This window comes from Microvirga terrestris (assembly GCF_015694425.1).
GTDB lineage: Bacteria > Pseudomonadota > Alphaproteobacteria > Rhizobiales > Beijerinckiaceae > Microvirga > Microvirga terrestris.
Genome location: NZ_JADQDN010000002.1, coordinates 452,960 through 478,151 on the forward strand (window position 1 = coordinate 452,960; position 25,192 = coordinate 478,151).

The 25,192-nt window shown below is 63.8% G+C and carries 27 protein-coding genes; 15 read left to right on the forward strand and 12 right to left on the reverse strand.

Annotation, left to right across the window (positions count from 1 at the left end):
* Positions 1-73: 73 nt before the first annotated feature.
* Positions 74-949 carry a TIGR01459 family HAD-type hydrolase gene (locus tag I2H36_RS06290; RefSeq protein WP_196263006.1) on the reverse strand — a complete coding sequence of 292 codons (876 nt, stop codon included), beginning with the start codon at positions 947-949 and terminating at the stop codon, positions 74-76.
* 50 nt (positions 950-999) lie between these two features.
* On the reverse strand, positions 1,000-2,271 hold the full coding sequence (locus tag I2H36_RS06295; protein WP_196263007.1) for an EAL domain-containing protein: 1,272 nt from the start codon (positions 2,269-2,271) through the stop codon (positions 1,000-1,002).
* A 168-nt stretch (positions 2,272-2,439) separates the two neighbouring features.
* Between I2H36_RS06295 and I2H36_RS06300 the strand changes: the two genes are divergently transcribed.
* Positions 2,440-2,661 (forward strand): heavy-metal-associated domain-containing protein, encoded by a 222-nt coding sequence (locus I2H36_RS06300; RefSeq protein WP_196263008.1) that lies wholly within the window; start codon positions 2,440-2,442, stop codon positions 2,659-2,661.
* A gap of 66 nt (positions 2,662-2,727) precedes the next feature.
* Here the strand turns inward: I2H36_RS06300 and I2H36_RS20480 are convergent, their stop codons facing one another.
* Positions 2,728-2,805, reverse strand: coding sequence for a KxYKxGKxW signal peptide domain-containing protein (locus I2H36_RS20480; protein ID WP_425523284.1), 78 nt, complete (start codon positions 2,803-2,805; stop codon positions 2,728-2,730).
* Here I2H36_RS20480 and aptA point away from each other — a divergent pair.
* The 6 genes from aptA to I2H36_RS06330 all read left to right on the forward strand — a co-directional run bounded on the left by aptA (position 2,775) and on the right by I2H36_RS06330 (position 9,977).
* Complete coding sequence (gene aptA / locus I2H36_RS06305; protein ID WP_425523285.1) at positions 2,775-4,112, forward strand: omega-aminotransferase AptA; 1,338 nt, start codon at positions 2,775-2,777, stop codon at positions 4,110-4,112. The genes I2H36_RS20480 and aptA overlap by 31 nt on opposite strands.
* A 338-nt stretch (positions 4,113-4,450) precedes the next feature.
* The gene (hisS, locus tag I2H36_RS06310; RefSeq protein ID WP_196263010.1) at positions 4,451-6,037 is read left to right on the forward strand and encodes a histidine--tRNA ligase; all 1,587 of its coding nucleotides are present in this window, start codon (positions 4,451-4,453) and stop codon (positions 6,035-6,037) included.
* 70 nt (positions 6,038-6,107) lie between these two features.
* Positions 6,108-6,557, forward strand: a complete 450-nt coding sequence (locus I2H36_RS06315) for a hypothetical protein (RefSeq protein ID WP_196263011.1) — start codon at positions 6,108-6,110, stop codon at positions 6,555-6,557.
* Between the two features lie 756 nt (positions 6,558-7,313).
* Positions 7,314-8,408, forward strand: a complete 1,095-nt coding sequence (locus I2H36_RS06320; RefSeq protein ID WP_196263012.1) for an ATP phosphoribosyltransferase regulatory subunit — start codon at positions 7,314-7,316, stop codon at positions 8,406-8,408.
* Positions 8,408-9,382 (forward strand): ATP phosphoribosyltransferase, encoded by a 975-nt coding sequence (gene hisG / locus I2H36_RS06325; RefSeq protein ID WP_196263013.1) that lies wholly within the window; start codon positions 8,408-8,410, stop codon positions 9,380-9,382. The genes I2H36_RS06320 and hisG overlap by 1 nt, the downstream gene beginning before the upstream one ends.
* Positions 9,383-9,494: 112 nt before the next feature.
* A complete protein-coding gene (locus I2H36_RS06330; protein WP_196263014.1) occupies positions 9,495-9,977 on the forward strand; it encodes an META domain-containing protein in 483 nt (160 codons plus the stop codon).
* Positions 9,978-10,047: 70 nt separating this feature from the next.
* On the opposite strand, the gene I2H36_RS06335 is transcribed toward I2H36_RS06330, so the two are convergent.
* Positions 10,048-12,144 (reverse strand): ABC transporter ATP-binding protein/permease, encoded by a 2,097-nt coding sequence (locus tag I2H36_RS06335; protein WP_196263015.1) that lies wholly within the window; start codon positions 12,142-12,144, stop codon positions 10,048-10,050.
* A gap of 260 nt (positions 12,145-12,404) precedes the next feature.
* On the opposite strand from I2H36_RS06335, the gene I2H36_RS06340 reads away from it, so the two are divergent.
* The 4 genes from I2H36_RS06340 to I2H36_RS06355 all read left to right on the forward strand — a co-directional run bounded on the left by I2H36_RS06340 (position 12,405) and on the right by I2H36_RS06355 (position 16,171).
* Positions 12,405-13,499 (forward strand): methionine ABC transporter ATP-binding protein, encoded by a 1,095-nt coding sequence (locus tag I2H36_RS06340; protein ID WP_246718670.1) that lies wholly within the window; start codon positions 12,405-12,407, stop codon positions 13,497-13,499.
* The gene (locus tag I2H36_RS06345; RefSeq protein WP_196263016.1) at positions 13,489-14,154 is read left to right on the forward strand and encodes a methionine ABC transporter permease; all 666 of its coding nucleotides are present in this window, start codon (positions 13,489-13,491) and stop codon (positions 14,152-14,154) included. Before I2H36_RS06340 ends, I2H36_RS06345 begins: the two co-directional genes overlap by 11 nt.
* Before the next feature lie 33 nt (positions 14,155-14,187).
* Entirely contained in the window at positions 14,188-14,976 is a 789-nt protein-coding gene (locus tag I2H36_RS06350; RefSeq protein WP_196263017.1) for a MetQ/NlpA family ABC transporter substrate-binding protein, read from the forward strand.
* Between the two features lie 166 nt (positions 14,977-15,142).
* Positions 15,143-16,171: an ABC transporter substrate-binding protein gene (locus I2H36_RS06355; protein ID WP_196263018.1), complete on the forward strand. Its 1,029-nt coding sequence runs from the start codon at positions 15,143-15,145 to the stop codon at positions 16,169-16,171.
* A gap of 62 nt (positions 16,172-16,233) precedes the next feature.
* Here the strand turns inward: I2H36_RS06355 and I2H36_RS06360 are convergent, their stop codons facing one another.
* The gene (locus tag I2H36_RS06360) at positions 16,234-17,337 is read right to left on the reverse strand and encodes a flavodoxin family protein (RefSeq protein ID WP_196263019.1); all 1,104 of its coding nucleotides are present in this window, start codon (positions 17,335-17,337) and stop codon (positions 16,234-16,236) included.
* Between the two features lie 125 nt (positions 17,338-17,462).
* Here I2H36_RS06360 and I2H36_RS06365 point away from each other — a divergent pair, with 125 nt between their 5' ends.
* A complete protein-coding gene (locus tag I2H36_RS06365) occupies positions 17,463-18,290 on the forward strand; it encodes an aldo/keto reductase (protein ID WP_196263020.1) in 828 nt (275 codons plus the stop codon).
* 16 nt (positions 18,291-18,306) lie between these two features.
* On the opposite strand, the gene I2H36_RS06370 is transcribed toward I2H36_RS06365, so the two are convergent.
* From I2H36_RS06370 to I2H36_RS06390, 5 genes are all read right to left on the reverse strand, one after another.
* A complete protein-coding gene (locus tag I2H36_RS06370; RefSeq protein ID WP_196263021.1) occupies positions 18,307-19,110 on the reverse strand; it encodes an anti-sigma factor in 804 nt (267 codons plus the stop codon).
* Positions 19,107-19,616, reverse strand: coding sequence for an RNA polymerase sigma factor (locus I2H36_RS06375; protein ID WP_196263022.1), 510 nt, complete (start codon positions 19,614-19,616; stop codon positions 19,107-19,109). Before I2H36_RS06375 ends, I2H36_RS06370 begins: the two co-directional genes overlap by 4 nt.
* A 56-nt stretch (positions 19,617-19,672) precedes the next feature.
* Positions 19,673-20,059 (reverse strand): COG4315 family predicted lipoprotein, encoded by a 387-nt coding sequence (locus I2H36_RS06380; RefSeq protein ID WP_196263023.1) that lies wholly within the window; start codon positions 20,057-20,059, stop codon positions 19,673-19,675.
* A gap of 90 nt (positions 20,060-20,149) precedes the next feature.
* On the reverse strand, positions 20,150-20,680 hold the full coding sequence (locus I2H36_RS06385; protein ID WP_196263024.1) for a VOC family protein: 531 nt from the start codon (positions 20,678-20,680) through the stop codon (positions 20,150-20,152).
* A 96-nt stretch (positions 20,681-20,776) separates the two neighbouring features.
* Positions 20,777-21,238 (reverse strand): MarR family winged helix-turn-helix transcriptional regulator, encoded by a 462-nt coding sequence (locus I2H36_RS06390; RefSeq protein WP_196263025.1) that lies wholly within the window; start codon positions 21,236-21,238, stop codon positions 20,777-20,779.
* 96 nt (positions 21,239-21,334) lie between these two features.
* Between I2H36_RS06390 and I2H36_RS06395 the strand changes: the two genes are divergently transcribed.
* On the forward strand, positions 21,335-21,784 hold the full coding sequence (locus I2H36_RS06395; protein ID WP_196263026.1) for a DoxX family protein: 450 nt from the start codon (positions 21,335-21,337) through the stop codon (positions 21,782-21,784).
* Between the two features lie 26 nt (positions 21,785-21,810).
* On the forward strand, positions 21,811-22,428 hold the full coding sequence (gstA, locus tag I2H36_RS06400; protein ID WP_196263027.1) for a glutathione transferase GstA: 618 nt from the start codon (positions 21,811-21,813) through the stop codon (positions 22,426-22,428).
* 88 nt (positions 22,429-22,516) lie between these two features.
* On the opposite strand, the gene groL is transcribed toward gstA, so the two are convergent.
* Both groL and groES read right to left on the reverse strand, forming a co-directional pair.
* Positions 22,517-24,166 (reverse strand): chaperonin GroEL, encoded by a 1,650-nt coding sequence (gene groL, locus I2H36_RS06405; protein ID WP_196263028.1) that lies wholly within the window; start codon positions 24,164-24,166, stop codon positions 22,517-22,519.
* Positions 24,167-24,218: 52 nt separating this feature from the next.
* On the reverse strand, positions 24,219-24,506 hold the full coding sequence (groES, locus tag I2H36_RS06410; protein ID WP_196263029.1) for a co-chaperone GroES: 288 nt from the start codon (positions 24,504-24,506) through the stop codon (positions 24,219-24,221).
* 194 nt (positions 24,507-24,700) lie between these two features.
* On the opposite strand from groES, the gene I2H36_RS06415 reads away from it, so the two are divergent.
* Positions 24,701-25,135: a MarR family winged helix-turn-helix transcriptional regulator gene (locus tag I2H36_RS06415; protein WP_196263030.1), complete on the forward strand. Its 435-nt coding sequence runs from the start codon at positions 24,701-24,703 to the stop codon at positions 25,133-25,135.
* Positions 25,136-25,192: the final 57 nt, after the last annotated feature.

The window sequence follows — 25,192 nt, forward strand, 5'->3', positions numbered from 1 at the left end:
GGACTGGTCGGTGCCGCGCGACCCTGTCGAAATCCGGTTCTTGGGTCAAGGGCACCCCTGCCCGAAGTTCGTTTCACCAGGACAACACGTCCGTGAACGCGGTCGGCCTCACCGGCTGCCGGTCCACCCAATCCTGCACGTGATCGGAGACGAGATCGCCCTTGTGGAGACCAAGCTCCTCCGCATGAATGCCGCGAGCGATCATCAGGGCGTCGATGCCGAAGCCCACGGCACCTGCTATGTCGGTTCGGATCGCGTCGCCGACAGCCAGCACCCTCTTCTTCGGGATCGCATGGCCGGCGAGATCGGACGCGACAGTAAGAGCTCGCTCGTAGACCGGCCGGTGCGGCTTTCCCGCATAGAAGACTTCGCCGCCCATCTCCTCATAGGCGAGCGCGATGGTGCCCGCGCAGGGCAGGATCATGTGACCGCGCTCGACGACGAGATCGGGATTGGCGCAGATCATCAGCAGGTTGCGCCGGCGCATGGCCTCGAGCTGCGGGCGGTAATCCTCGACCGTCTCTTCCTCATCGTTGTCGAAGCCGGAGCAGACCACGTAATCCGCCTCCGCGATGGAGCCGAAGCACACGTCGAGACCGCTATAGATCGGCATGTCCCGCGGCGGGCCGATATGGTGCACCACCCTGTCGAGGCGCTCCCGGATGGCAAGTTGAGTCAGGTCGCCCGAGGTGACGATGGCGTCATAGGCCGAGCGGGGCACCTGGAACCCGTCGAGCTGCGTTCCCACCGACGCGCCGGGGCGCGGCGCGTTCGACACGAGAACCACTCGTCCGCCTTTGGCCCGGAAGCGCGTGAGCGCATCGCTCGCGGCTTCATAGGCTTTGACGCCGTTGTGCAGCACGCCCCAAACATCGCAGAGGATGAGATCGTAATTCTCGGCGAGAGGTTGCAGCCCTTCGACGTGAAGGGGACGGGTCAGAGCGGTCATAGGGTCTCACTTATCAGGAGACCGGCGGGTAGGACCTTGCGCGTCTCAAGTCAACCGGCGCGCTGCAGACGTGTTGGCGCATCCTCCAGGCCGAAGGGTCGCGGCAGATCCTGTTCGCCGGCGATCTCCGGCTTGACTGGGCGCGGCGCCGCGAAGGCGAAGCCCTGCGCAAGCTGAACGCCGAGGTCGCCGAGAACCGGCACCATGTCGTCCCGGTCCACCCGCTCGGCGATCAGACGGATGCCGTGGCGGCGCAGCGTGGGGGCGAAATCCCGCACGTCGAGCTCCGGTCCCGCATAGCGCCCGTCCTGCTGCTCGGCGGCCTTGATCAGCAGATCGGCCGGCAGCTTCATGAAGCGGACACCCAGATCCGAAAGTGCTTGCGGGTCGAAGCGGAGATCGGCCGCGCGGTCGAGGGAGAACGGCACGCCGCGCTCCCGCCGGGTTGCCAGCGCGCTTTTAAGATCGGCATCGAGATGGCGCCAGCTGTGCTGGGGCAGCTCCAGGACGATCCTGCCGAGAATCTCCGGCGAGGAATCCAGCAGGCCGGCCAGCGACCACAGGAAGCCGGGCTCCACAATGGCATGCGCCGACAGGTTCACCCCCACGATGGCCTCGCTGCCGCGGGCCATGAGATGGCGGGCGACCGCCATGGCGCGGATCAGGATGCGCCGGTCGAAATCGGCCGCGCGGCCTGAGCATTCCAGGATGGGCAGGAACTCGACCGGAGCCAGGAGGGTCCCGTCCGCCAGACGCAGCCGCGCCAGGGTCTCATAGAAGCGGATCCTGCCCTGCGGCAGCGACACGATGGGCTGCAGGTGCAGCTCGATCCGGTCCGCCTCGAAGGCCTGGGTGACAAGCCTGATCCGGCTCGTCTCGTCGGCCGAGAGCCGGCGGATGGAAGGCAGCAGGGACGGTTCGGGGAAGCTGTCGGAGCCGGCAGCGGACCCGCCCACGAGCGTCAGGGATGGCTTGGCGCGCAGCGTAGGAACAGCCTGCGCGGCGCTCTCCGGCGCATGCGCAGTTTTGGCGAGTTCGCGAAGAAGACCCGCCGGACATCCCCCCGCAGCCTTGACTGGTCGCGGCGCGAGCGGAACGGTAGAGTTTCCCATCTGCTCATGCCCGCTCGTCTCAGCCTGCTGCCGAAGAATGAGGAGACCGCCGATCACCATCGTGATCAGAACGGCAAAGGCCGGCATGACGAGCCCCGCCTCGATCGGCACATAGGCCGAAGCGGATGCCGTGATAAAGGCCGGCGTGAAGGCGAGCAAAGCCGCCTTCCGGCCCCGTAGGACCAGAGTTGTTTTATTGGTTATGACCATGGGTGCCCCCGCTCCCCTGGCTCGGGGCTGATGCCCGAATCAGTGTCTTAACCGAATGTGAATCACGGCGAATCGCCATGCAAGTTTCGCATTCCCGCAATGGACATTTTTGCGCAACCGCGCGTTGCTCGCTCAAGGCCTGTCAGGCAGTTTGGAAAGGGCATATCGATGGAAGAGCCTCGCAAAGACCTGCTCATGCAGGTTGACGGAATGACCTGCCAGGGCTGCGTCAACGCGGTCACCAAGACCATCCAGCGGCTGGATCCCGGCGCCAAGGTCGAGGTGGATCTCGATCATGGACGCGTGCATGTGGTCACCACGGCGCAGGCCCTCGAAGTGACCCAGGCCCTCAACGCCGCCGGCTATGAGGCGACTGGCATGACGATGTAGGGCTAAGACTTGCGCCCTGCTCATGGCTTGGCGCAAAGATCCTTTTGCCGCGCCCGGAAACGGCTGCTAGGCTCCCCGCCAGCCATTTCCGGGGAAAAGCCATGACCGCCCAGATTTCCAGAGCCGCCAACGACTCCCTCGCACCCAACGACCTCGAGGCGTGGTGGCTTCCGTTCACGGCCAACCGCTCCTTCAAGCAGCGGCCACGCATGATCGCCCGCGCGAAGGACATGTATTACTACACGCCGGAAGGCCGCGAGGTGATCGACGGCGCCGCCGGCCTCTGGTGCTGCAACGCCGGCCATAACCGGGACGAGATCACCCAGGCCATCCAGGCCCAGGCCGCGGAGCTCGACTACTCGCCGGCCTTCCAGTTCGGCCATGCGGGCGGCTTCGCGCTGGCGTCCCGCCTCGCCCAGCTCGCCCCCGGCGACCTGAACCACGTGTTCTTCTGCAACTCGGGCTCCGAGGCCGTGGACACGGCGCTGAAAGTGGCCCTCGCCTACTGGAACGCCAAAGGCCAGGGCAGCAAGACGCGCCTGATCGGCCGCGAGCGCGGCTATCACGGCGTCGGCTTCGGTGGTATCTCGGTGGGCGGTATCGTCAAGAACCGCCAGTTCTTCGGCTCGCTTCTTGCTGGCGTCGACCACCTGCCCCACACCTACAATCGGGAACAGCAGGCCTTCTCGCGTGGCGAGCCCGAATGGGGTGCGCATCTCGCGGACGAGCTGGAGCGCATCGTGGCGCTGCATGACGCGTCCACGATCGCGGCCGTGATCGTCGAGCCGATGGCCGGCTCCACGGGCGTGCTGGCTCCTCCCAAGGGCTATCTCAAGCGCCTGCGCGAGATCTGCGACAAGCACGGAATCCTGCTGATCTTCGACGAGGTCATCACGGGCTTCGGCCGCCTCGGCACGGCCTTTGCCGCCGAGCGCTACGGCGTCATCCCGGACATGATCACCTTCGCCAAGGGGGTGAATTCCGGCGCCGTGCCCATGGGCGGCGTGATGGTGCGCCAAGGGCTCTACGACACCTTCATGAAGGGTCCGGAGCACATGATCGAGCTGTTCCACGGCTACACCTATTCCGGGCATCCGCTCGCCTGCGCGGCAGCGCTCGCCGCCCAGGACATCTACCGGGACGAGAAGCTGTTCGAACGGGCCAAGGCCATGGAGCCGGTCTGGGCCGATGCGATCCACGGCCTCAAGAGCCTGCCGAACGTGCTCGACATCCGCACAATCGGCATCGTCGGCGCCATCGATCTTGCCTCACGCCCCGACGCGGTGGGCGCCCGCGCCTTCGAGGCCATGGACCGTGGCTTCCAGGAGCATGGCATCATGATGCGCGTCACCGGCGACACCATCGCCCTGTCGCCGCCGCTGATCATCACCGAGGAGCAGATCGGCGAGATCGTCGACAAGCTCACGAAGGTGATCAAGGCGGTGGCGTAACCCTCCCATAGCAAGCGTCATCCCGGACGGCGCAGCCGATCCGGGATCGGGTGCAGGATAGAGCGCGTGTTTCCCTCCCCCTTGTGGGGAGGGCCAGGGTGGGGGTGCCAGCGCCACGCTGGTCCAGTTCAGCGCTCACACCCCCACCTCCAACTCCTCCCCACAAGGGGGAGGAGAGTTCTCGCGCCATACTCATCCGATGTTCCCGGATCTCCGCTGACGCTTCGTCCGGGATGACGGGTGGTGTAGCGGAAATCGCTACTACACCTTGCCCCTCCCCGCCGCAGGGAGTAGGACCGCAGCACGTTTCCCCAATCCAACGGCTGCTGTAAGAAACCATGTCCAAGGCCGACAAGATCAAGGCCCGCGCGCCGCGCGGCTTTGCCGATCGCAACCCCGCCGACCTCGCCGCCACCGAGCGCATGCTGGCGGCGATCCGCGAATCCTATGAGCTCTACGGCTTCGAGGGCGTGGAGACACCCTTCGTCGAATATACGGACTCGCTCGGCAAGTTCCTGCCCGATCAGGACCGGCCGAACGAAGGCGTGTTCTCGTTCCAGGACGATGATGAGCAGTGGCTGTCGCTGCGCTACGACCTGACCGCGCCGCTCGCCCGCTACGTGGCCGAGAACTTCGACGCCCTGCCCAAGCCCTATCGCAGCTACCGGTCCGGCTGGGTGTTCCGCAACGAGAAGCCGGGCCCCGGCCGCTTCCGCCAGTTCATGCAGTTCGACGCCGACACCGTGGGCGCCGCCTCCGTCGCGGCGGACGCGGAAATTTGCATGATGGCCGCCGATACGATGGAGCGGCTTGGGCTTAGGGGACAGTACGTCATCAAGGTCAATAATCGGAAAATCCTTGATGGCCTAATGGAAGCCATTGATCTCGGCGGCGATGATAAGGCCGCTCAGCGACTAATTGTGTTACGCGCCTTAGACAAATTTGACCGCCTAGGAGAGGCCGGTGTCCGTGCCCTGCTCGGGGAAAAACGTGTTGATGAGAGCGGAGATGTCACACAGGGAGCAGGCCTTCTAGACTGGCAAATCGATCGCTTAATCTGGTTTGTGACGCTGCGAAGTGGAACGGGTGCTGGAGCTCTTGTTCCTGAGACCAGAAACAATTTCAATCCCCTTCTGGAGATCTCGGGCCATCAAGAACCTATGGATATGCTATCCGCGATGGATGCTGCGTACGGTTCCGAATCTCAATCTTTAAAAGGTAGCCAAACTTTTAGCTCTGGCATTCAGGAGCTAAAAGAAATCGGCAACATCCTTGCCTCGGCAGGGTATGACACAAAAGTTATGATGGACCCCTCCGTCGTGCGCGGCCTCGAATACTACACCGGCCCCGTCTACGAGGCCGAGCTGACGTTCCAGGTGCAGGACGAGGATGGGCGTCCCGTCCGCTTCGGCTCGGTGGGCGGCGGCGGGCGTTATGATGGACTCGTGGGCCGCTTCCGCTCCGAGCCCGTTCCCGCCACCGGCTTTTCCATCGGCGTCTCGCGCCTGCTCTCGGCCCTGCAGATGGTCAAGAGTCCCATCGTGTCCGGCTCCGAAAAGCCTGGCCCGGTGGTGGTGCTCGTGATGGACAAGGACCAGATCGCCGCCTACCAGCGCATGGTCTCCGCCTTGCGCCAGGCCGGCATCCGGGCCGAGCTTTATCTCGGCTCCTCGGGCATGAAGGCCCAGATGAAGTATGCCGATAAGCGGCAGAGCCCCTGCGTGATCATTCAAGGCTCGAACGAGCGCGAGCGCGGCGAGGTCGAGATCAAGGACCTGATCGAAGGCGCCAAGGCGGCTCAGGCCATTGCCTCCAACGAGGAGTGGAAGGCCGCCCGCCCGGCGCAGTTCTCGGTGGCTGAGGCCAAGCTGGTCGAGGCCGTGCGCGAGGTTCTGGCCAGACACTTCCCCTCGCACTTCGGATAAGCTTGGCCATTCGGGAACCCCGATGGTAACCTTCGGGTTGTCTCGGAAGCTTGACCATCAGGAGATGAACATGCCGAAGGACAAGAAGAGCAGCAGCAAAGCGAAGAAAGGCACTGGCAAGAGCACGGGCGCGAAGCTGGCGAAAACGGCCAAGAAGTCGGGTCTCATGGACCTCATCAACTCGGATCTGGGCCGCGAAATTCTGGCCGACGCCCTAATCGCTGCAGCCGGTGCGGCCGCGACCGTCCTCACCCGGACCCGGATGGCCAAGAAGGCGGGCGCGGCTGCTGCCGATGCCGGCTCCCAGACGGCGGACCTGAGCCAGACCGCCGCCGGCGCTGTCGCGAATGTCGTGTCCGAAGCCGCCCGCCACTTCCTGCCCCCGAGCCTCATGGGCGAAGAGGGCGGCTCGGGCAAGGGCAAGGCGGAGCCCAAGAAGGTCAAATACGTGAACCGCTCGAGCGATCACAGCAAGCGCAAAACGACGAAGGCCAAGAGCGACACGGCCACGAAGCGCTGAGGTTTCACTCCTCACCCGACTGTCATCGTTATGGCCGGGCGCGCCCCGGTTATAGACGCTCGGGTGCTATCCCCGGCCACCGTAGGGCCGGGACGGGGATCCGCTTGCATGTGCTGAACCATGAATTCCCTCCCCCTCCGCTTTCGGCAGGAATGACAGGTCATCACTGTCACTCCTTCACTCATCCCCACCATAGTCATCCCGATCGGCTGCGCCGTCCGGGATGATGCCGCTGTTAAGCCGTCTCTCCGGTTCCTAGACCCTCTACGTCATGGCCGGGCTCGTCCCGGCCATCCCGATGCTGTGGAGCACAGCGCTTCAAGCCATCGGGATCACCGGCACAAGGCCGGTGATGACGTGAGAGGGTGTCATCCCCGGCGGCCGCAGGCCGGGAAGGGGATCCACGAGCACGCGGGGCGCCATCGATTCCATCCCCTCCGTTGACGCTCCAACCGGGAATGACACCATCACCGTCATCCCGGACGGCGCAGCCGATCCGGGATCGTACAAACCAGTCCCGCCCTGTCATCCCGGGGCTGCGCAGCAGAGCCCGGGATCCACAACCACGACAGTGCAGAACGAGGCACGACGCTGCTCGCCCTCTCTAAGACGTCGGCAGTTATGGATCCCCGCCTGCGCGGGGATTACAGCGGGGAGGTTCGGGTCCTCCTCCGTTCACCCTTCCAGTCAAAAACAATCGCCTTCGGGCCCGGGCATTGCTAGAGAGCATGCCAGCATAAGGATTGAGCCAAGCCAGTGACGGAGACGGATGCCATTGTTGCGCTGATCGCGCTGTTCGAGCGCGAGGGTTATGCGCGTGTCGAGCCGCCGGTGCTCCAGCCGGCGGACGTGTTCATCGACCTGTCGGGCGAGGATATCCGGCGGCGCATGTTCGTGACGCAGGATGCTGCCGGCACCGAGCTGTGCCTCAGGCCCGAATACACCATTCCCGTCTGCCTCCAGCATCTCGCCCAGCGCGGCGCCGAACCCCTCGGCTATGCCTATGGCGGCCCGGTCTTCCGCATGCGAACAGGTGAAAGCGGCGAGTTCTTGCAGGCCGGATTGGAATCCATCGGCCGGACGGACGTGTCGGCCGTGGACGCCGAGATCCTGGCCCTTGCCCTGGAAGGGCTGGCCCGGATCGGCGGCCCCTCCCCGGTGGTGAAGCTCGGCGACATGGGCCTTCTCCATGCCCTGATCGATGCCCTCGGGGTAGCACCGGCCGCCAAGCGGCGGGTGATCCGCGCCATCGTGTCGGGCCAGGGCCTGTGGAGCCTCACCGAGCCCGAGGGTCCGGGCGCCCAGGAGCACGCGGGCCTTCTCGCCGCCATCGAGGGGCAGGCGCCTCAAGCGGCAAAAGCCTTCGTCGAGGACATCCTGTCGATCGCGGGCATCGCTCGGGTCGGCGGGCGTAGCGCGGGCGAGATCGCCGAGCGCTTCCTGGCCCGTGCCGCCAACCGCACCGGCCTGGCCGACGAGGCCCGGCAGGTTCTGGAGCGCTACCTCGCCATCGCGGGCGATCCGGATCAGGCGGCTCATTCCGTGCGGGCCCTGGCCAAGGACGCGGGCCTCGATATCGGCCCGGCTCTGATCCTGTTCGAGGAGCGCACCGGCTTCATGGCCGCACGCGGCCTCGACGTCCGCAGCTTCTCGTTTGCCGCCACCTTCGCGCGCAATCTCGACTATTACACGGGCTTCATCTTCGAGGTGCAGGACCCACGCCGCAGCGACGGCAAGCCGGTTGTCGGCGGCGGACGCTATGACCGCCTCCTGGAGCATCTGGGCGCCGAGGCGCCGATCCCGGCGGTCGGCTGCTCCTTCTGGCTCGACCGCATCGTGGAGAGGCCCTGATGACCGATACTCCCCTCATCCTGGCCGTTCCCTCCAAGGGACGCCTGCAGGAAAACGCAGCCGCCTTCTTCGCCCGCGCCGGGCTCGTCTTCACCCAGTCCCGCGGCGCACGTGATTACCGCGGCACGCTCAAGGGCGTGCCCGAAGTGGAAGTGGCGTTTCTCTCGGCATCCGAGATCGTCAGCCAGCTCAGCTCGGGTACGGCCCATCTTGGCATCACCGGCGAGGACCTGATCCGCGAGCAGATCCCGGATGCGGACACGGCCGTCGAGCTGCTGACGCCGCTGGGCTTCGGCCACGCCAACGTCGTCGTCGCCGTGCCGCAGGCCTGGATCGACGTGCGCAACATGGCCGACCTCGACGAGGTAGCAGCCGACATCCGCGCCCGCCACGGCACCAAGATGCGGGTCGCGACGAAATACGTGAACCTCACCCGTCGCTTCTTCGCCGAGAAGGGCGTGTCCGACTACCGGATCGTCGAGAGCCTGGGCGCCACGGAAGGCGCGCCGGGCGCCGGCTCGGCGGAGCTGATCGTCGACATCACCACCACCGGCGCGACGCTTGCAGCCAACGCCCTGAAAATCCTCGACGATGGCGTGATGCTGCGCTCCGAGGCCAATCTCGTCGCCTCCACCCGAGCGCCCTGGACGGACCGGGCCAAGGCCGCCGCGACGGCCGTGCTGACGCGCATCGCCGCCGAGGAGGAAGCGCGCACCAGCCGCGAGATCCGCGCGTCGCTCGATCCGGCGAAAGCCTCAGGCCTAGCGCCGCTCGCCAGGGAGCATGGCGCGACCCTCCCCTATGGCAGCGCCCTGGGGCGCGAGATCGTGCTCCATTGCCGGACCGCGACCGTGTTCGACATCGTGACGGCCCTGCAGAGCCTCGGCGCCCAGGACATCTCCGTCCGGGCCTTCGATTATCTGTTCCGCCCCACGAACGCTCTCACCGAACGCCTCCTGCGGCGAATTGGTTAGGTGCATTTCCGCACGCGAGGATAGGACAACATTGCCGCTGGAGCACCTTGGGCGTTGCCTCAAAGCCCAAGGCCCCTTATGGTCCGGGCGTTTTTCCGTTGTAGAGGTTCCGATGAACGCGCTTCGATTTGCGACATTTCTGGTGGCATTGACCACCGTCTCGGGAGCTCATGCCCAGTCAGCCGCTGCAACCCTCGGCCGCCCGGTTGGCCCGACCCGCCAGGTGGACACCAAGGTTCCGCAGCCCGGCCAGACAGGCAAGGTCTTCCCGCTGAATTCGTCCTGGGTGGCCGTCAGCCTGAACGGTAGGCCCTTCACCGGCGAGCGTCCGAGCTTCAGGCTCGATGACCAGATGCGCGCCACCGGCTTTGCCGGCTGCAACACCTATGCGACCGCGGCCTACCCGCTGCGCGAGCAAGTCTTGGCCGTCGGCCCCTTCGCCCTCACGAAGAAGAGCTGCGACAAGTCCGCCATGGCCATCGAGCAGTCCTTCCTCGTGGCGCTCCGCGCCTCGGGCAAGTGGGACATCGAAGGCCGCAACCTGATCATCCGCACCCAGAACGGCGGCCAGCTGGTCCTAGAGCGCGCGCTCTAAGGCTTACTTGACTTGAACGGAAAAAGGCCGGCTTCACGCCGGCCTTTTGTTTGTTGATCGTGCCTGAGCCTTATTCCGCGGGCTCGGCCTGACGCAGGTCGACGGGAGTGGACAGGCCGCTCTCCGTCTTCTTCAGGTCGATGCGCCGGTCGTGATAGGCCGCCAGCGTCGAGCGGTGGCCGATGGACACGACGGTCGTGTTCGGCAGCTTCTCCTGGATGATGCGGTAGATGTCCGCCTCGGTCGGCTCGTCCAGGGCAGCCGTCGCCTCGTCCAGGAACAGCCAGTCCGGCTTGGTGAGGAGCGCACGGGCGACCGCGAGGCGCTGCTGCTCGCCCAGCGACAGGGTCTGGGCCCAGGCCCGCTCCTCGTCGAGGCGCTCCGCGATCTGCGGGAGCTTCGCGGTGCGCAGGGCATCGGCCATCTCGTTATCCGTGTAAGCGTCGACTTTGCCCGGATAGGTCACCGCATCGCGCAGCGTGCCGATCGGGATATAAGGCCGCTGCGGCAGGAGCATCATGGTCTGCCCCTCCGGCACGAGGATCTGCCCCTCGCCGAAGGGCCAGATGCCGGCGATGGCACGGAACAGGGTTGATTTGCCCGAGCCCGATGGCCCGGTCATCAGCGTACGCTCGCCCGGACGGAAGGTGAGCGCATCCGTGTGCAGCAGGGCACTGCCGTCGGGCAGACGCACGTCGAGCCCCTTCAGGCGCAGTTCGCGGTCAGGTGCTTCCGTGATGGCAAGCTTGCTCTCGCCGCCGACCCGCTGGGCCGACGCGATGGCGCCCTCGAAGGTGGTGAGACGGTCGAGCACGGCCTTGTAGTCGGCGAGCGTCGTATAGATGGTGATGAAGTAGGTGAGAGCAGATTCCACCCGCGAGAAGGCACCGACCACCTGCTGCATCTGGCCAAGCGAGATCTTGCCGACGAAGTAGTAAGGCGCAGTGAGAATGTAAGGCACCACCACGTTGGCTTGGAAATAAGCCGATGTGAAGGTGTTAAGCTTGATGAGGCGGACGACGATTCGCATGTAGTTGTCGACGATCTGGCCGAACCGCCGGGCGATGCCCTCCCGCTCGGCCGGTTCGCCGGACAGTAGCGCCACCTGCTCGGTATATTCGCGCAGGCGCGCTAAGGAGAAGCGGTAGTTTGCCTCCACCCGCTCCTGCTCGAAGTTGAGGGCGATGAGCGGACGGCCGATCAGATGCGTCACCCATGTGCCGAGAATGGCGTAGCCGGCGCAGACCCACACCAGAAGGCCTGGAACCTCCACGTTCGTGCCTGGAAAGGTGAAACCGGCTGAAATAGTCCAGAGGATCGCCACGAAGGAGACCAGGGTCGCAGCCTGGTTCATAAGACCGAGGGAGAGTGAGTAGGTGCTCTCGACGAACTTGCGCAGGTCTTCCGAGATGCGCTGGTCCGGGTTGTCCGCACCACGGCCGAGAAGCTGCATCCGGTAATGAGCACCGTCGCCCAGCCACTCGCCAACGTAATAAGTGTTGAGATAGGCGCGCCAGCGGATGGTGAGCACGTTCTGCAGCAGCACCTCGGTGAGCGCGATGGCCACGAAGACGGCAGCGAGCGGCGTGAAGATGACGAAGAGCTGATACCAGAAAGCCGCCGCATCCTTAGCTTCAAGCGCATTGAACATGTCGCGCGAGAAGAAGCTGAGGCGAACATTAAGTGCGACTTGGGCGAGGTTGATCGCGATAAGGATTCCGATCATCCAAGTGCCGATGGTACCCTCCCGTGCCCGCACGAGGCCGATGAACGGGATACGGATGACGCTGTTGGCCTGGGATTCGAGATAGCGATCGGCGATGCGGCAAATGGTACGCACCACGGGCACATAGGAGAGCCCGAAGATGAGCGCTCCGAACGCGGTCGCGCCGAGAGCAGCAGACGGTGGCGGAACGTAGCCCGTGTAATCGCCTGTGATGACGCCGGCCCGGGCGCCCAGGACTAGTGCGAGGAGCACCAGATGCGTACCCGAGAGCATCACGAGGAAGATGCGCAGGAATTTTGGGATATTACGCCCGATATACATCACCCCAGCCAAGACCAGGGTGGAGAGGGGCAGGTAGAACGGAACGGCGACGGCTCCCGACACCGAAGCCGCGAGCACCACGAATCCTAAAAGTGCCAGCACGAGGCTCGCCTTGACCATACGCATCTCCTGCCAGAGTCCCTGACCCGGCTCTTAGAAACACAAGGAAGCCGGATCAATGGCCCTTGTGGCGAAAGAAAGGAGGAACTTCCTCTTGCGGCAAGCGATAGCAGCCTTGTGACAACGGCAACAGGCGCTTAAATCCTGCAACCGTTCTTCAAATCAAATTGTCCTGTTTAAAGAACGAAACCGTTGACTTAGAGAACGGGATGGCTCATGTGTCCTATCGACCTCAGACGAAAGTTTCCAAAGGCGAGTTCATGAACGCCCCTCTTGGCTATATCGGCGATACGCCGGCGCAGCGCCTGATCCCAGCGCAATCCATTGTTCGATTGGAAAAGGTCTCGAAGACTTTTCCCGGACGGGACGGCCAGCCCGTGACAGCGTTGCGTGAGATCGATCTTGCCGTACCGCAAGGCTCCATCCTTGGTGTCATCGGCCGCTCCGGTGCAGGCAAGTCGACCCTGATCCGCCTCGTGAACGGTTTGGAGAAGCCATCCTCCGGCAAGGTGATCGTGGACGGCGCCGATATTGCCGCCCTGCCGGAGACGGCCCTGCGCCATGCGCGCCGCTCCATCGGCATGATCTTCCAGCACTTCAACCTGCTCTCCTCACGTACGGCCGCCCAGAACATCGCCCTGCCGCTTGAGGTAGCAGGCTATGATAGGCCAGAGATCCGGACGCGGGTCGAGGAGCTTCTCGCCCTCGTCGGCCTCACCGACAAGCGCAACCGCTATCCGTCCGAACTCTCCGGCGGCCAGAAGCAGCGCGTCGGCATCGCCCGCGCGCTCGCCACCAAGCCCAAGGTTCTCCTGTCGGATGAGGCGACCTCGGCCCTCGACCCGGAGACCACCCGGTCGATCCTCGATCTGCTCGCACGTATCAACGAGGAGCTCGGTCTCACCATCCTGCTCATCACCCATGAGATGGCGGTGATCCGCAACATCGCCCGCGAGGTCGCGGTGATCGAGGGCGGCCGCATCGTCGAGCAGGGCGACGTGTTCGAGGTCTTCACCCGGCCGCAGCACGAGGTCACCCGCTCGTTCCTCGCCGATGAATCCGGCCGCGCGTTGCCGCCCTATGTGCAGAACAGGCTACGGTCTGATGCGATACCCGGCAGCCAAGCCGTGATTCGCATCGGCTTCCGCGGTCCCCACGCCACCGATCCAGTGCTGGCTCGGCTCGCCCGCGATCTCAACATCGAAGCCAACATCCTGTCGGGCTCGGTCGATGAGATCGCAGGTCGCCCCTTCGGCACTCTGGTGGTCGGCGTGCCGGAAACGTCGGTTTCCACCACGGTCGATTTTCTGAAGAAGCACGGTCTCGACACGGAGGTCCTCGGCTATGTCGCCTGAGATGATCAAACTCATCGCCGCCTCCACCGGCGAAACCCTCTACATGGTTGCGGTCTCTGCTCTGATCGCGACCCTCTTAGGGCTGCCGCTCGGCGTCTTTCTCGCCACTTCGGCCAAGGGCGAGCTGTTCGCGGCCCCTTGGATCAACCGCGTGCTCGGCGTCATCGTCAACGCCACGCGCTCGACTCCCTTCATCATCCTCGTGGTGGCAATCATTCCCTTCACGCGCCTGATCGCCGGCACGTCGATTGGCACCAACGCCGCCATCGTGCCGCTGACCATCGCCGCAACGCCGTTCATCGCGCGCCTGATCGAGGGCGCGATCCGCGAAGTGGATCAGGGCCTCATTGAAGCGGCCCGTGCCTTCGGTGCGACCCCGCTTCAGATCGTGCTGAAAGTTCTAATCCCGGAGGCCCTCCCTGGCATCGTGCTCGGCCTGACGCTCGCCATCGTGTCGCTGCTCGGCTTCTCGGCCATGGTGGGCGCAGTCGGCGGCGGCGGTCTCGGGGATCTCGGCATCCGCTATGGCTACCAGCGCTTCATGCCCGAGATGATGCTCGCCGTTGTGGTCGTGCTCATCGTCCTCGTCCAGGCGGTGCAGAGCATCGGCGACCGCCTCGCCCGCCGCCTCAACAAGCGCATCCGCCACGCCTGACCATTCCAAAAGTTCGCACAAGGAGTACCAAGAATGTCTCTGAAGAAACTCGGCCTCGCGACCATCCTTTCTCTCGCCGCTTTGCCGGCTCTGGCACAGCCGACGCAGACCATCCGCATCGCCGCGACACCCGGTCCGCACGCGCAGATTCTGGAGGCTGTGAAGCCAATCGCCGCCAAGAAGGGCCTCGATATCAAAATCGTCGAGTTCTCGGACTACGTGGTGCCGAACACGGCTCTGGCCGGTGGTGACATCGAGGCGAACTCGTTCCAGAACCAGCCCTATCTCGACAATCAGGTGGCCGACCGCGGCTACAAGATCGAGAGCGTAGGGCTCACCGTGAACTTCCCGATCGGCATCTACTCCAAGAAGCACAAGAGCCTCGAGGCGCTGCCGAATGGCGCGACGATCTCGATCCCGAACGATCCCACCAATGGCGGCCGCGCCCTCATCCTCCTGCAGGACAAGGGCCTGATCAAGCTCAAGGAAGGCACGGGCTACAAGCCTACGCCTCTCGACGTGACCGACAACCCGAAGAAGATCAAATTCGTCGAGATCGAAGCGGCTCAGGGACCGCGTGTGCTCGCAGACGTGGACGCCGCGGTCATCAACACCAACTACGCGACATCGGGCGGCCTCGACCCGGTGAAGGATCCCATCGCCCGCGAGAACCCGAAGGGTCCCTACGTGAACATCATCGCCGTGCGTAGCGAGGACAAGAACAAGCCCTGGGTGAAGACCCTCGTCGAATCCTATCACACCCCCGAGGTGAAGGCGTTCATCGAAGAGAAGTTCAAGGGCTCGGTTCTGACATCCTGGTAAGAACCGTCTGCTTACTGTTTTTACCGCAAGGTCGGGCCATGTGCCCGGCCTTTTCGTTTTCCACGATCCGGCCGCATCAATCTTGACAAATAAGTCGGCTAAGCTTCCCAATCGCATGGTCTTCAAAAAGTCGGCTCAGAAAAGCCGATGCTTCGGGAGGAATTGCATGCGACTTACATTGATTGGCTTGGCCTTCACATCGGCGCTGTGCGCGGCACCGCTTGCCGTGCAGGCTCAGGCACCGATCACCATCTACTGCTCGATCTTGGAGGAGCAGTGCCGTGCAGGCGTGGCGGCCTTCGAGAAGGCGACAGGCGCCAAGGCCACGATGGTGCGCAAGAGCACCGGCGAGACCCTGGCGCAGATCAGGGCCGAGGCATCGAACCCGCGCGCCGACGTGTGGTGGGGCGGACCCGGCGATTCCCATATACAGGCGGCGGAAGAAGGGCTGACGGTCGAGTACAAGTCGCCGAAGATTTCCGAGCTGCACGACTGGGCTCAGCGCTTCGCCGAGCAGGCGAAGTATCGTGCGACCGGCACCTATCTCGGCGCTCTCGGCATCGGCTACAACACCAAAGTGCTCGCAAGCCGCGGCCTGCAGGAGCCGAAATGCTGGGCCGATCTGCTCGATCCGAAATACCGCGACGAAGTGCAGGTGTCGGATCCGAACTCCTCCGGCACCGCTTATGTCTTCCTGGCGTCCCTCGTGCAGCTCATGGGTGAGGACAAGGCCTTCGACTACATGAAAGCCCTGCACAAGAACGTCAATCAATACACCAAATCGGGCGCCGCTCCCGTGAAGGCCGTGGCCCTGGGCGAGACCGGGATCGCTATCGCGTTCATGCACGACATGGTGACGATGATCGCCGAGGGGGCTCCCGTCAAAACTCTCGCGCCATGCGAAGGCACAGGCTACGAGACCGGCTCCATCTCGCTCGTGAAGGGCAGCAAGAACATGGAGACAGCACAGAAGTTCGTGGATTGGGCACTCTCGGCGGAGGCACAGAAGCTGGTCGGCGCCGACATGAAGATCTACTCCATAGCGTCTAACAAAAACGCGCCCGTTTCGCCGGATGCTCCGAAGCTCTCCGAGATGAAGCTGATCAACTACGACACGGCCAAGTATGGCTCGGTCGCCGAGCGTACACGCCTGCTCAAGAAATGGGACGCCGAGGTCAAGTCGGCGCCGAGATAGTCTTGAAAGGATAGCGTTTCGTAGAAAGGCCGGGTGAAGAGCCCGGCCTTTTCTCTTGCCAATTATTTCTGCCGTGGCTCCTTCAGGTTTTCTCCGGCCGTCACGAGCCTCCCTGCCCTTTTGGCCTGCACGGCTTCGAGCAGCGTCCAGGCGGCGTTGCGCACTTCGTCCTGCACCGCCTGGTCTTGATCGAGCTCCTCGTGGCTCGTGGCATAGGGCTTCCAGTAGCCGATGTAGCGGTCGAGTTCCGCGGCGCTGCCGGCCGGGATGAGATCCATGGCGCGCAGCCAGTCGGACAGGCTGCGGCGCACATCGCCCGCGCCCTCCGCGTCGCCGTGGACAATGACGGAGAACAGCCGGCCTTCGAGGTGCTTGGGATAATCCCAGCCCTTGAGCTCCATAGCCTTCGCGATGTCGGTCTTCTTGCCCTGGGTCGAGGTCGGATCCGGGTTGCCGCCATCGGCGCAGACGAGCCGATCCATCATCAGCTTCAGGGGCGATGAGACCTGATACCAATTGACCGGCGTGACGATCATCACTCCGTGTGCTGCCACCCACTTCGGGTAGATGTCGTTCATCCAGTCATGAGTCTGACCCAGCGAATAGTTGGGATAGCAGGAGCAGGGCCAATGGCACAAAGCCGCCGCCGTCGAGAAGCAGGCCTTGCAGGGATGGATGTGGCGCCCGTATTCCGAGGTCAGCCGGCTGAGTTCCAGCACCTCGACCTCCGCGTTCTTCGCGCTCGCAAGGACTTGGCGGGCGATGTCCACGAGACGATAGCTCTTGGACATCTCGCCCGGACATGTATGCTCGCTGCGGGATGAGGCCGAGATCAGCAGGAACCGAGCCGGGCCGTTCGGATCCTCATGCCGCTTCTGCGCCAGGTTGATGGCGTCCTTCGCGGCGATCCAGTCGACGGCGAGATCGTAATCCGGATCGGCAAAGCCCGGTCCCGCCTTGCGGGTCTTCGGGCTCTTGCGATGATGGCTGTAGGCATCCCAGGCCGCGTCCGCAATCCGCTGCAGCTCGCGCCCGAGCGGTTCATAGGCCGGATCCTGGAACTGCTGGAGGAAACGCCTCCGGAATTCACTTTCGTCGAGGGTCGGATCGGGCGTGCCCTTCCGTGCTTCTGGCGTGGACAAGGTGCAGCTCCTGCGTCGCGGCATGGTTGCCAAGCTTGGAACGCGGGGTATCGATGCCGGTTCCGGTCCGTCGCTGGTGTCGAATCATCACTATTTGCTTATCGCTTCCGAAGCCCTACCTCCCTGCCGCACGACCAACGGAGCCGCCAATGCCGACCTCACCCATGATCCGCCTGAACGATGGAAATGCGATGCCGCAAGTGGGCTTCGGCGTCTGGCGGGTCTCCAACGAGGAAGCCAAGAGCGCCGTCGCCGGAGCCATCGAGGCAGGCTACCGCTTGATCGACACCGCTTCCATCTACGGCAACGAAGAGGGTGTGGGAGAGGCCATCCGCTCGACACCCGTTGCACGAGAAGAGCTGTTCATCACCACCAAGGTCTGGAACGACCGTCAGGGCTACGACAGCACCCTGCGCGCCTTCGACGAGAGTCTGGCGCGCCTGAAGCTCGAACATGTTGACCTCTACCTCATTCATTGGCCGATGGTGGGCAGCGAGGTCTATCGCGACACGTGGCGGGCGCTGATCAAGCTGCAGCAGGATGGACGTGCGAAATCCATCGGCGTCTCGAATTTCATGGTGCCGCACCTGCAGCGCGTGATCGATGAGACCGGCGTGACACCTGCCGTCAATCAGATCGAGCTGCATCCGCGATTTCAGCAGAAAGAACTGAGCGCCTTCCACAAAGCGAACGGCATCGTGACGGAATGCTGGGGCCCGCTCGGCCAGGGCAAGATCCTGTCCGACGAAGCCTTCGCGGCCATCGGCCGCAAATACGGCAAGACTCCCGCGCAGGTCATCCTGCGCTGGCACCTCGATCACGGCTTCGTGGTGATTCCGAAATCCGTGACGCCGTCGCGCATTCGCGAAAACATGGACGTCTTCGACTTCAAGCTCGATGCGGACGACATGCAGGTCATCGAGCGTCTCGACAGCGCCTCGGGCCGCGTCGGCCCGGACCCGGCTGTGTTCGCCTGATTGTCAGGAATGCGTACTACAGGTGGCCTTTCGCCGGGCCGCCTGTCGTCTCGAACTGCCTGTAGATCGTCTCTGCGATGGGCAGCAGCTGCGCGCGCTCCGCTTTTGCGGTGACCACGTAGGACAGGCCGTTGTCGAGCCAGGAGAAGGCGGACACGTCGTCGCGAGACTCGAAGCGGAATGACGTCTGCGCTTCGGTTCCGCCGGAGCGCGCATAAAGCGTGAGGCGGTTTCCGTCCGTATTCTCGTACATGAACAGAGCGGCCGCCTCGCCGCTGTCCGGGAGAAGCCGCCCGCCGATGAGCCGATAGCCTTGGGCCGTCAGGTTCGGAGCCGTGAGCGGCTTCCCGACGCGACGGGACAGCCATTGCACGAGATGCGCCTCCTGCTCGGCCGGCACTTCGACCGGGTGCAAGCGCTCGCTGACATAGATTCGATGCGCCGCAATGGCATTGCCCGCAATGCTCGCTTCCGCCACATGGCCTGCGCCGGACCACCAGATCCCACCTGCCGCTCCCAGGACGCTGCCGATGAGAAGACCCACGGCCGCAGCCGCAACGGCTGCAGGGCGGCCCCATCCTGGACGGCGCCGCCCGGCCATGAGGTTGGCAATGCGCAGGCTTGAGGGAACAGGCTCCGCTGCCTTGAAGGCCAGCCTTGCGCGCAGGGCCTCGCGCAGGTCGATTTCCTGCTTCACCTGATCGGCCAGGGTGGGATGGTCGTCCAGATAGGTTTTGACCGCCTCGCGCCGTGACGACGCGAGCCTGCCATCCACATAGGCCTGCAGATCGTCCTCTCCGATGGGTCGCTCGCCCGTCACTTCACTCTCCTCAAGACGGTGCTACGCCCGTTCTCCATGAATTCCCGCAGCCGCGCCCGTGCCCGGCTCAGGCGCGACATGACGGTGCCGAGGGGAATTCCCAAAACCTTTGCGGCCTGTTCGTAGGATAGGTCCTCGACGCCGACCAGTAGCAGAAGCGAGCGCTGCTCCTCCGACAAGGCATCAAGCCCGTTGAGAACGTCGCGCAGGCCGGCATGGCTCTCAGGGTTCGTCCCGAAAGCCTGAACGTCGTTTAGAGCCTCCTCGCCCACCTGGGCCCCGCGCACCTTGCGTTGCCTCAGGCCGTTGAGGAACAGGTTGCGCTGAATAGTGAAGAGCCAGGCTCTCAAATCACCTTCCTGGCGGCGCTGGCCCCACCGGCTGATCGCCCTCTCCAAGGTGTCCTGAACGAGATCGTCCGCAGCCTCGTGATCGCGCAGCAAGGCCCAGGCGTAACGCCTCAGGGCCGGGATCTGCGGTTCGAGCAGGGAGGCGATCTCGTCCAAGGTCAGCTCTCAGATTGCGGCATCATTCAAGGATGAACCGCCGGTCTCGACAAGCCTCAAGGCATCGCCACATGCCAGACGTTGTTGACCCCATCGCCCGTGACCTCGCCGGGCTTCGTGTCCTTCACCCACAGATAGAGCGGCTTGCCCTTGTAGGCCCATTGTTTGGAGCCGTCGTCGCGGGTGACCACGCTCCAGTCGCCCGACGCGGAAGCGTTCGCAGCAGCCATCAGCGGCGGCCAGTTCTGGGCGCATTGGCCGTTGCAGGCCGATTTGCCGGCCGCATCGCGATCAAAGGTGTAGAGGGTCATGCCCTTGGCATCGACTAGGGCCTTGCCCTTGCTCGTATCCGCCACTTTCGCGGGGGCCGCCGTTTGAGCAAGAGCCACGGATGCGGCGATAAGGGCTCCTGCCAGGATGGCAGGGCGCAGGATCTGTTTCATGGGTGTCCTCCGAGGTCATGTGTGACCACAACCTCTAAGACACGGGGCGGAGCCGCTTATTCCCGAAAGCGCGAGAATATTCTTCGCGTCTCACCGACCCATGGGATGATACCTCGACGGATCGCCGAGGGGCTCGCGCAGCTCGATTCGATGGCGGCCGTTGTCGCGGATCTGCGCGGTCCGGTAGGATCCGTCCAATTCGTCTTGCGGCGGCTGGAGAATGTCGATTCCAGCCTCTTCGAGGCGCCTCACCTCACGATCGACATCCGGCACGAGCAGGCTGACGATGGGCACCTTAGTCACCTGCACGGCGGCCGTCGCCTCAGGCTCCTGCTGCAGGATGTGATCCGCCTCGGCAATCTCCAGCAGGAAGCCGCTTCGCTCCAGCACGGCCTTGCGCCCCTGCACGAGGTTCTCGCTGTCGAGCAGCCGGAAGCCCAGCTTGCTCTGATACCAACGGACGCTTTCGTCGTAATCAGGCGTGCGGATCGAGGCCGAGCTCGGACGCGGCTCAGTGTCGGCTGCTGCCGGTGACAGGGTCGAGAGCGCGCAGGCGATAATCAGCTGTGCTGCGAGAAGAACCTGCCGCCTCCTCGAGAAAATGGATTGTCCTGTGCTCACGTCTCAATCCTCGCTTAGCCAGCTATCGCTTAGCCGTATACAGATGAACGCATAGCGCGGCAGATCGTTTAATGACGGGCTGGCTATGCAGTCAGATCATTCCTGAATGAGCTTGAGTAGCAGAGCCGATAATTGCCCGGCTTCCTTGTCGGTGAGCTTCGCGCTGATGAACCGGTTGATCGCCGCGCCGTAGACGCTCCACATCCGCCATTGAAGGGCCTTGCCCTCCTCGGTGATCTCGATCAGCTGGCGCCGCTTGTCGCCCGGGAAGGGGATGCGACGCACCAGCCCTTCGCTCTCCATGCGGTCGAGAAGCCTGGAAAGGTTATATTGCTCGAAAAGGACGGCCTCCTCAATCTCGCGCGGCGTGAGCCGGCCTTCCGGCCCTCGCTTCAGTTCGAGCAGCACATCGTACCAGTGCAGGGATGGGAAGCCGGCGCTCTTCATCTCCGCCTCGATCCGCCCCACGACGGTGCGCTCGGCCCGGATCAGGCGGCCCCAGGCTCTGATGACGGAGGCGGACGGCTCCGAAATTGGTTCTTGAGGCGGTTCTTGCATTACGGCAAAGCTCCCCTGTTTTTAATGCAATTGCATTGACATTGACAGGTCCATGCATCTGCATCAAATGTATATGCACTTGCATGGAGATTTGCAATGTCTACCGCTCAACCGACCAATTCCGACTACGCCGCCCTGCTTCTCAGGGTGTCGCTCGGCATCATGTATATCGCCCACAGCCTCATCCTGAAGTGGATGACTTTCACCCTCGCCGGCACGGCGCAGTACTTCGAATCCTTAGGGCTACCGGGTGCCCTCGCCTATGCCACCTTCTGGGCCGAGCTCATCGGCGGCGTCCTGCTCGTCCTCGGCGTGCAGAGCCGTTGGGTTGCCCTTGCCCTGCTGCCGGTCCTGTTCGGCGCTACCTGGGTCCATATCGGCAATGGCTGGGTCTTCTCAGGTACAGGCGGCGGCTGGGAGTATCCGCTTTACCTGATCGTGCTCTCCGTTGCACAAGCCCTTCTCGGCGACGGGGCCTATGCCCTGAAGCCCTCCCGCCCGTTGGTGCTCACCACTGCTCCCGCATCCCTCAAGCCCGCAGCCTGAACCCTCGTCAACCCTGGAGAAAACTCATGAAGCTCTATTACTATCCGGGCGCCTGCTCGCTCGCCCCGCACATCGTCGCCCGGGAAGCCGGCATTGCCATCGCCCTCGAGAAGGTGGATCTCGCCAACCGCACCACCGAGACCGGCGCGAGCTTTCTCGCCGTCAACCCGAAGGGCTATGTTCCGGCCCTCGGCCTTCAGGATAATTCCGTGCTGACCGAGGCCAGCGCCATCATCCAGTACATGGCTGACAGCCAGCCCGGGAAGAACCTTGCCCCCGCCCCGGGCAGCATGGAGCGCTACCGACTGCTGGAATGGCTCGGCTTCATCAGCACCGAGATCCACAAGGGCTTCGGGCCGTTGTGGAACCCGGCCACCCCGGATGCCGTGAAGGCTGCCACCAAGGAGCGTCTCGCCAGCCGCTTCGCCTATCTCGACGAAGCGCTGGGCAAGCAGCCCTTCCTCATGGGCGACACGTTCACCATTGCCGATGCGTATCTCTTCACGGTGGTGAACTGGACGAACGTCCACAACATCGACATCTCGTCGTTCCCGAACCTGCAGGCCTTCCAGGCACGGGTCGCCTCCCGCCCGGCCGTGCAGCAGGCGCTTGAGGCCGAAGGCTTGGTGAAGAAGGCCGCTTAAGCTCCAGCGAACCTTCTACCGAGCAACAAAAAAGCCCCGGAGGAAACTCCGGGGCTTCTTATTCTCAGGCTTGTGGTGCTTGGACTTCTTAGAAGTCCATGCCGCCCATGCCGCCCATGCCGCCGCCGCCCGGCATCGCCGGACCGCTGTCGCGCTTGGGAGCCTCGGCAACCATGGCCTCGGTCGTCACGAGCAGGCCGGCAACCGAAGCTGCGTCCTGCAGAGCGGTGCGGACCACCTTCGCCGGATCGACGATACCGGCCTGGAGCATGTCCACGAACTCTTCCGTCTGAGCGTTGAAGCCGAAGGTGTCGGAGCCCTTGTTGTCGTTGATCTTGCCGACAACGATGGAGCCTTCGACGCCGGCGTTCTCGGCGATCTGGCGGATCGGAGCCTCAAGCGCGCGCAGCACGATCTTGATGCCGGCCTGGACGTCCGGGTTGTCGGTGGTGAGCTTCGCAACAGCGCCCTTGGCGCGCAGCAGTGCCGTGCCGCCGCCGGGGACGATGCCTTCTTCCACCGCAGCGCGGGTGGCGTTCAGAGCGTCGTCCACGCGGTCCTTCTTCTCCTTCACCTCGACCTCGGTCGCGCCGCCGACGCGGATCACCGCGACGCCGCCTGCGAGCTTGGCCAGACGCTCCTGCAGCTTCTCACGGTCGTAGTCCGAGGTGGTCTCCTCGATCTGCGCCTTGATCTGCGACACGCGAGCCTCGATGTCGGCCTTCTGGCCGGCGCCGTCGATGATCGTGGTGTTCTCCTTCTCGATGCGGACGCGCTTGGCGCGGCCGAGCATCGGGAGCTGCACGGTCTCGAGCTTGATGCCGAGGTCTTCCGAGATCGTCTGACCAGCAGTCAGGACGGCGATGTCTTCCAGCATGGCTTTCCGGCGGTCGCCGAAGCCCGGAGCCTTGACGGCAGCGATCTTGAGGCCGCCACGGAGCTTGTTGACTACGAGGGTGGCGAGAGCCTCGCCTTCCACATCCTCAGCGATGATGAGGAGCGGCTTGCCGGTCTGAACGACAGCCTCGAGGATCGGCAGCATGGGCTGCAGCGAGGAGAGCTTCTTCTCGTGGATGAGGATGTAGGGATCCTCAAGCTCGGCCACCATCTTCTCGGCGTTGGTGATGAAGTACGGCGAGAGGTAGCCGCGGTCGAACTGCATGCCTTCCACGACATCGAGCTCGGTCTCGGCGGTCTTGGCTTCCTCGACCGTGATGACGCCCTCGTTGCCGACCTTCTGCATGGCATGGGCGATCATCTCGCCGATGTCCTTGTCGCCGTTGGCCGAGATCGTGCCGACCTGGGCGACCTCATCGGAGGACTTCACCTTCTTGGCGCGGGACTGGATATCCTTCACGGCCTCGGCAGTGGCCATGTCGATGCCGCGCTTGAGGTCCATCGGGTTCATGCCGGCGGCAACCGCCTTGGCGCCCTCGCGGACGATGGACTGAGCCAGGACCGTCGCGGTGGTGGTGCCGTCACCGGCGATGTCGTTGGTCTTCGAGGCCACTTCGCGCACCATCTGGGCGCCCATGTTCTCGAACTTGTCGGCGAGCTCGATCTCCTTGGCGACAGTGACGCCGTCCTTGGTGATGCGCGGAGCCCCGAAGCTCTTCTCGATCACCACGTTGCGGCCCTTGGGACCCAGCGTGACCTTCACCGCATCGGCGAGAATGTCGACGCCGCGCAGCATCTTGTCGCGAGCATCGGAAGAAAACTTAACGTCTTTGGCAGCCATGGGCTTAGCCTCCAGTTAAATTGGAAAATTTGTAATGGGTTCGTGGGCTTGCTTAGCCGACGATGCCCATGATGTCGGATTCCTTCATGATCAGGAGATCCTGACCGTCGACACGCACTTCGGTGCCGGACCACTTGCCGAACAGGACGCGGTCGCCAGCCTTCACGTCGAGGGCAACAACCTTGCCGCTCTCGTCACGGGCGCCGGGGCCGACGGCGACGATTTCGCCCTCTTGCGGCTTCTCCTTGGCGGTATCCGGGATGATGATGCCGCCGGCCGTCTTCTCTTCGGCTTCGATGCGGCGGACGACAACGCGGTCGTGCAGCGGACGGAACTTCATGGAACTTCCCCTTTGACTGTTGGTGCAGCCCCTCTGGCCGCACCCTGGTCTGTCGGCTGTTAGCACTGTCTCTTGGTGAGTGCTAACGCTAGCCGCGAGATAGGCATATGCTGAGAGGGAGTCAAGACATCTGCCTCAAGGTCAGGCTCAGAAAGAGGCCTTGACGCTCTATAGAGCCGGGTCATGATCATTTCATGACCGACTTGGAAGCCATCGGCAGAAGCTGCTTTGCCCTTCACGCCCGTATGACGGCGCGGCTCCTGAGCCGCACCTACGAGGTCGCCCTGCGTCCTTTGGGCCTCAAGCTGCCCCAGTTCGGCATCCTGGGGGCCATCGGGCATGGAACGACGGCATCCGAGACCGTCCTGGCCGAGCGGTTGGGACTGGAACGCACCACCCTTGTGCGCAACCTGAAGCTTCTGAACCAAAACGGCTGGATCGAGCCTATTCCCGGCGCGGGACGCGGCTTGCGGCACCGGCTGACCCCTGCGGGACAGGCCATCCTGGAGGCTGCCATTCCCCTCTGGCAGCAGGCTCAGTCCCAAGTAGAAGCCCGCCTCAAGGACGTAGAGGGGGACGAAGCCCGCAGGGCCATGCGGGCCCTGAGAAAAGCCTCTTATTCTCCTTAAAAGCCATTGCAGGATCTCGCCCCTTCCCGTACCGTGTATATGCACAGATGGGAGAGA

Excerpts from the sequence above, each read along its gene's own strand:
- I2H36_RS06290 (WP_196263006.1), bottom strand. The coding sequence starts at position 949 with ATGACCGCTCTGACCCGTCCCCTTCACGTCGAAGGGCTGCAACCTCTC.
- I2H36_RS06295 (WP_196263007.1), bottom strand. The coding sequence starts at position 2,271 with ATGGTCATAACCAATAAAACAACTCTGGTCCTACGGGGCCGGAAGGCG.
- I2H36_RS06300 (WP_196263008.1), top strand. The coding sequence starts at position 2,440 with ATGGAAGAGCCTCGCAAAGACCTGCTCATGCAGGTTGACGGAATGACC.
- hisS (WP_196263010.1), top strand. The coding sequence starts at position 4,451 with ATGTCCAAGGCCGACAAGATCAAGGCCCGCGCGCCGCGCGGCTTTGCC.
- I2H36_RS06315 (WP_196263011.1), top strand. The coding sequence starts at position 6,108 with ATGCCGAAGGACAAGAAGAGCAGCAGCAAAGCGAAGAAAGGCACTGGC.
- hisG (WP_196263013.1), top strand. The coding sequence starts at position 8,408 with ATGACCGATACTCCCCTCATCCTGGCCGTTCCCTCCAAGGGACGCCTG.
- I2H36_RS06330 (WP_196263014.1), top strand. The coding sequence starts at position 9,495 with ATGAACGCGCTTCGATTTGCGACATTTCTGGTGGCATTGACCACCGTC.
- I2H36_RS06335 (WP_196263015.1), bottom strand. The coding sequence starts at position 12,144 with ATGGTCAAGGCGAGCCTCGTGCTGGCACTTTTAGGATTCGTGGTGCTC.
- I2H36_RS06340 (WP_246718670.1), top strand. The coding sequence starts at position 12,405 with ATGAACGCCCCTCTTGGCTATATCGGCGATACGCCGGCGCAGCGCCTG.
- I2H36_RS06345 (WP_196263016.1), top strand. The coding sequence starts at position 13,489 with ATGTCGCCTGAGATGATCAAACTCATCGCCGCCTCCACCGGCGAAACC.
- I2H36_RS06350 (WP_196263017.1), top strand. The coding sequence starts at position 14,188 with ATGTCTCTGAAGAAACTCGGCCTCGCGACCATCCTTTCTCTCGCCGCT.
- I2H36_RS06355 (WP_196263018.1), top strand. The coding sequence starts at position 15,143 with ATGCGACTTACATTGATTGGCTTGGCCTTCACATCGGCGCTGTGCGCG.
- I2H36_RS06360 (WP_196263019.1), bottom strand. The coding sequence starts at position 17,337 with ATGCCGCGACGCAGGAGCTGCACCTTGTCCACGCCAGAAGCACGGAAG.
- I2H36_RS06365 (WP_196263020.1), top strand. The coding sequence starts at position 17,463 with ATGCCGACCTCACCCATGATCCGCCTGAACGATGGAAATGCGATGCCG.
- I2H36_RS06380 (WP_196263023.1), bottom strand. The coding sequence starts at position 20,059 with ATGAAACAGATCCTGCGCCCTGCCATCCTGGCAGGAGCCCTTATCGCC.
- I2H36_RS06390 (WP_196263025.1), bottom strand. The coding sequence starts at position 21,238 with ATGCAAGAACCGCCTCAAGAACCAATTTCGGAGCCGTCCGCCTCCGTC.
- I2H36_RS06395 (WP_196263026.1), top strand. The coding sequence starts at position 21,335 with ATGTCTACCGCTCAACCGACCAATTCCGACTACGCCGCCCTGCTTCTC.
- gstA (WP_196263027.1), top strand. The coding sequence starts at position 21,811 with ATGAAGCTCTATTACTATCCGGGCGCCTGCTCGCTCGCCCCGCACATC.
- groL (WP_196263028.1), bottom strand. The coding sequence starts at position 24,166 with ATGGCTGCCAAAGACGTTAAGTTTTCTTCCGATGCTCGCGACAAGATG.
- groES (WP_196263029.1), bottom strand. The coding sequence starts at position 24,506 with ATGAAGTTCCGTCCGCTGCACGACCGCGTTGTCGTCCGCCGCATCGAA.
- I2H36_RS06415 (WP_196263030.1), top strand. The coding sequence starts at position 24,701 with ATGACCGACTTGGAAGCCATCGGCAGAAGCTGCTTTGCCCTTCACGCC.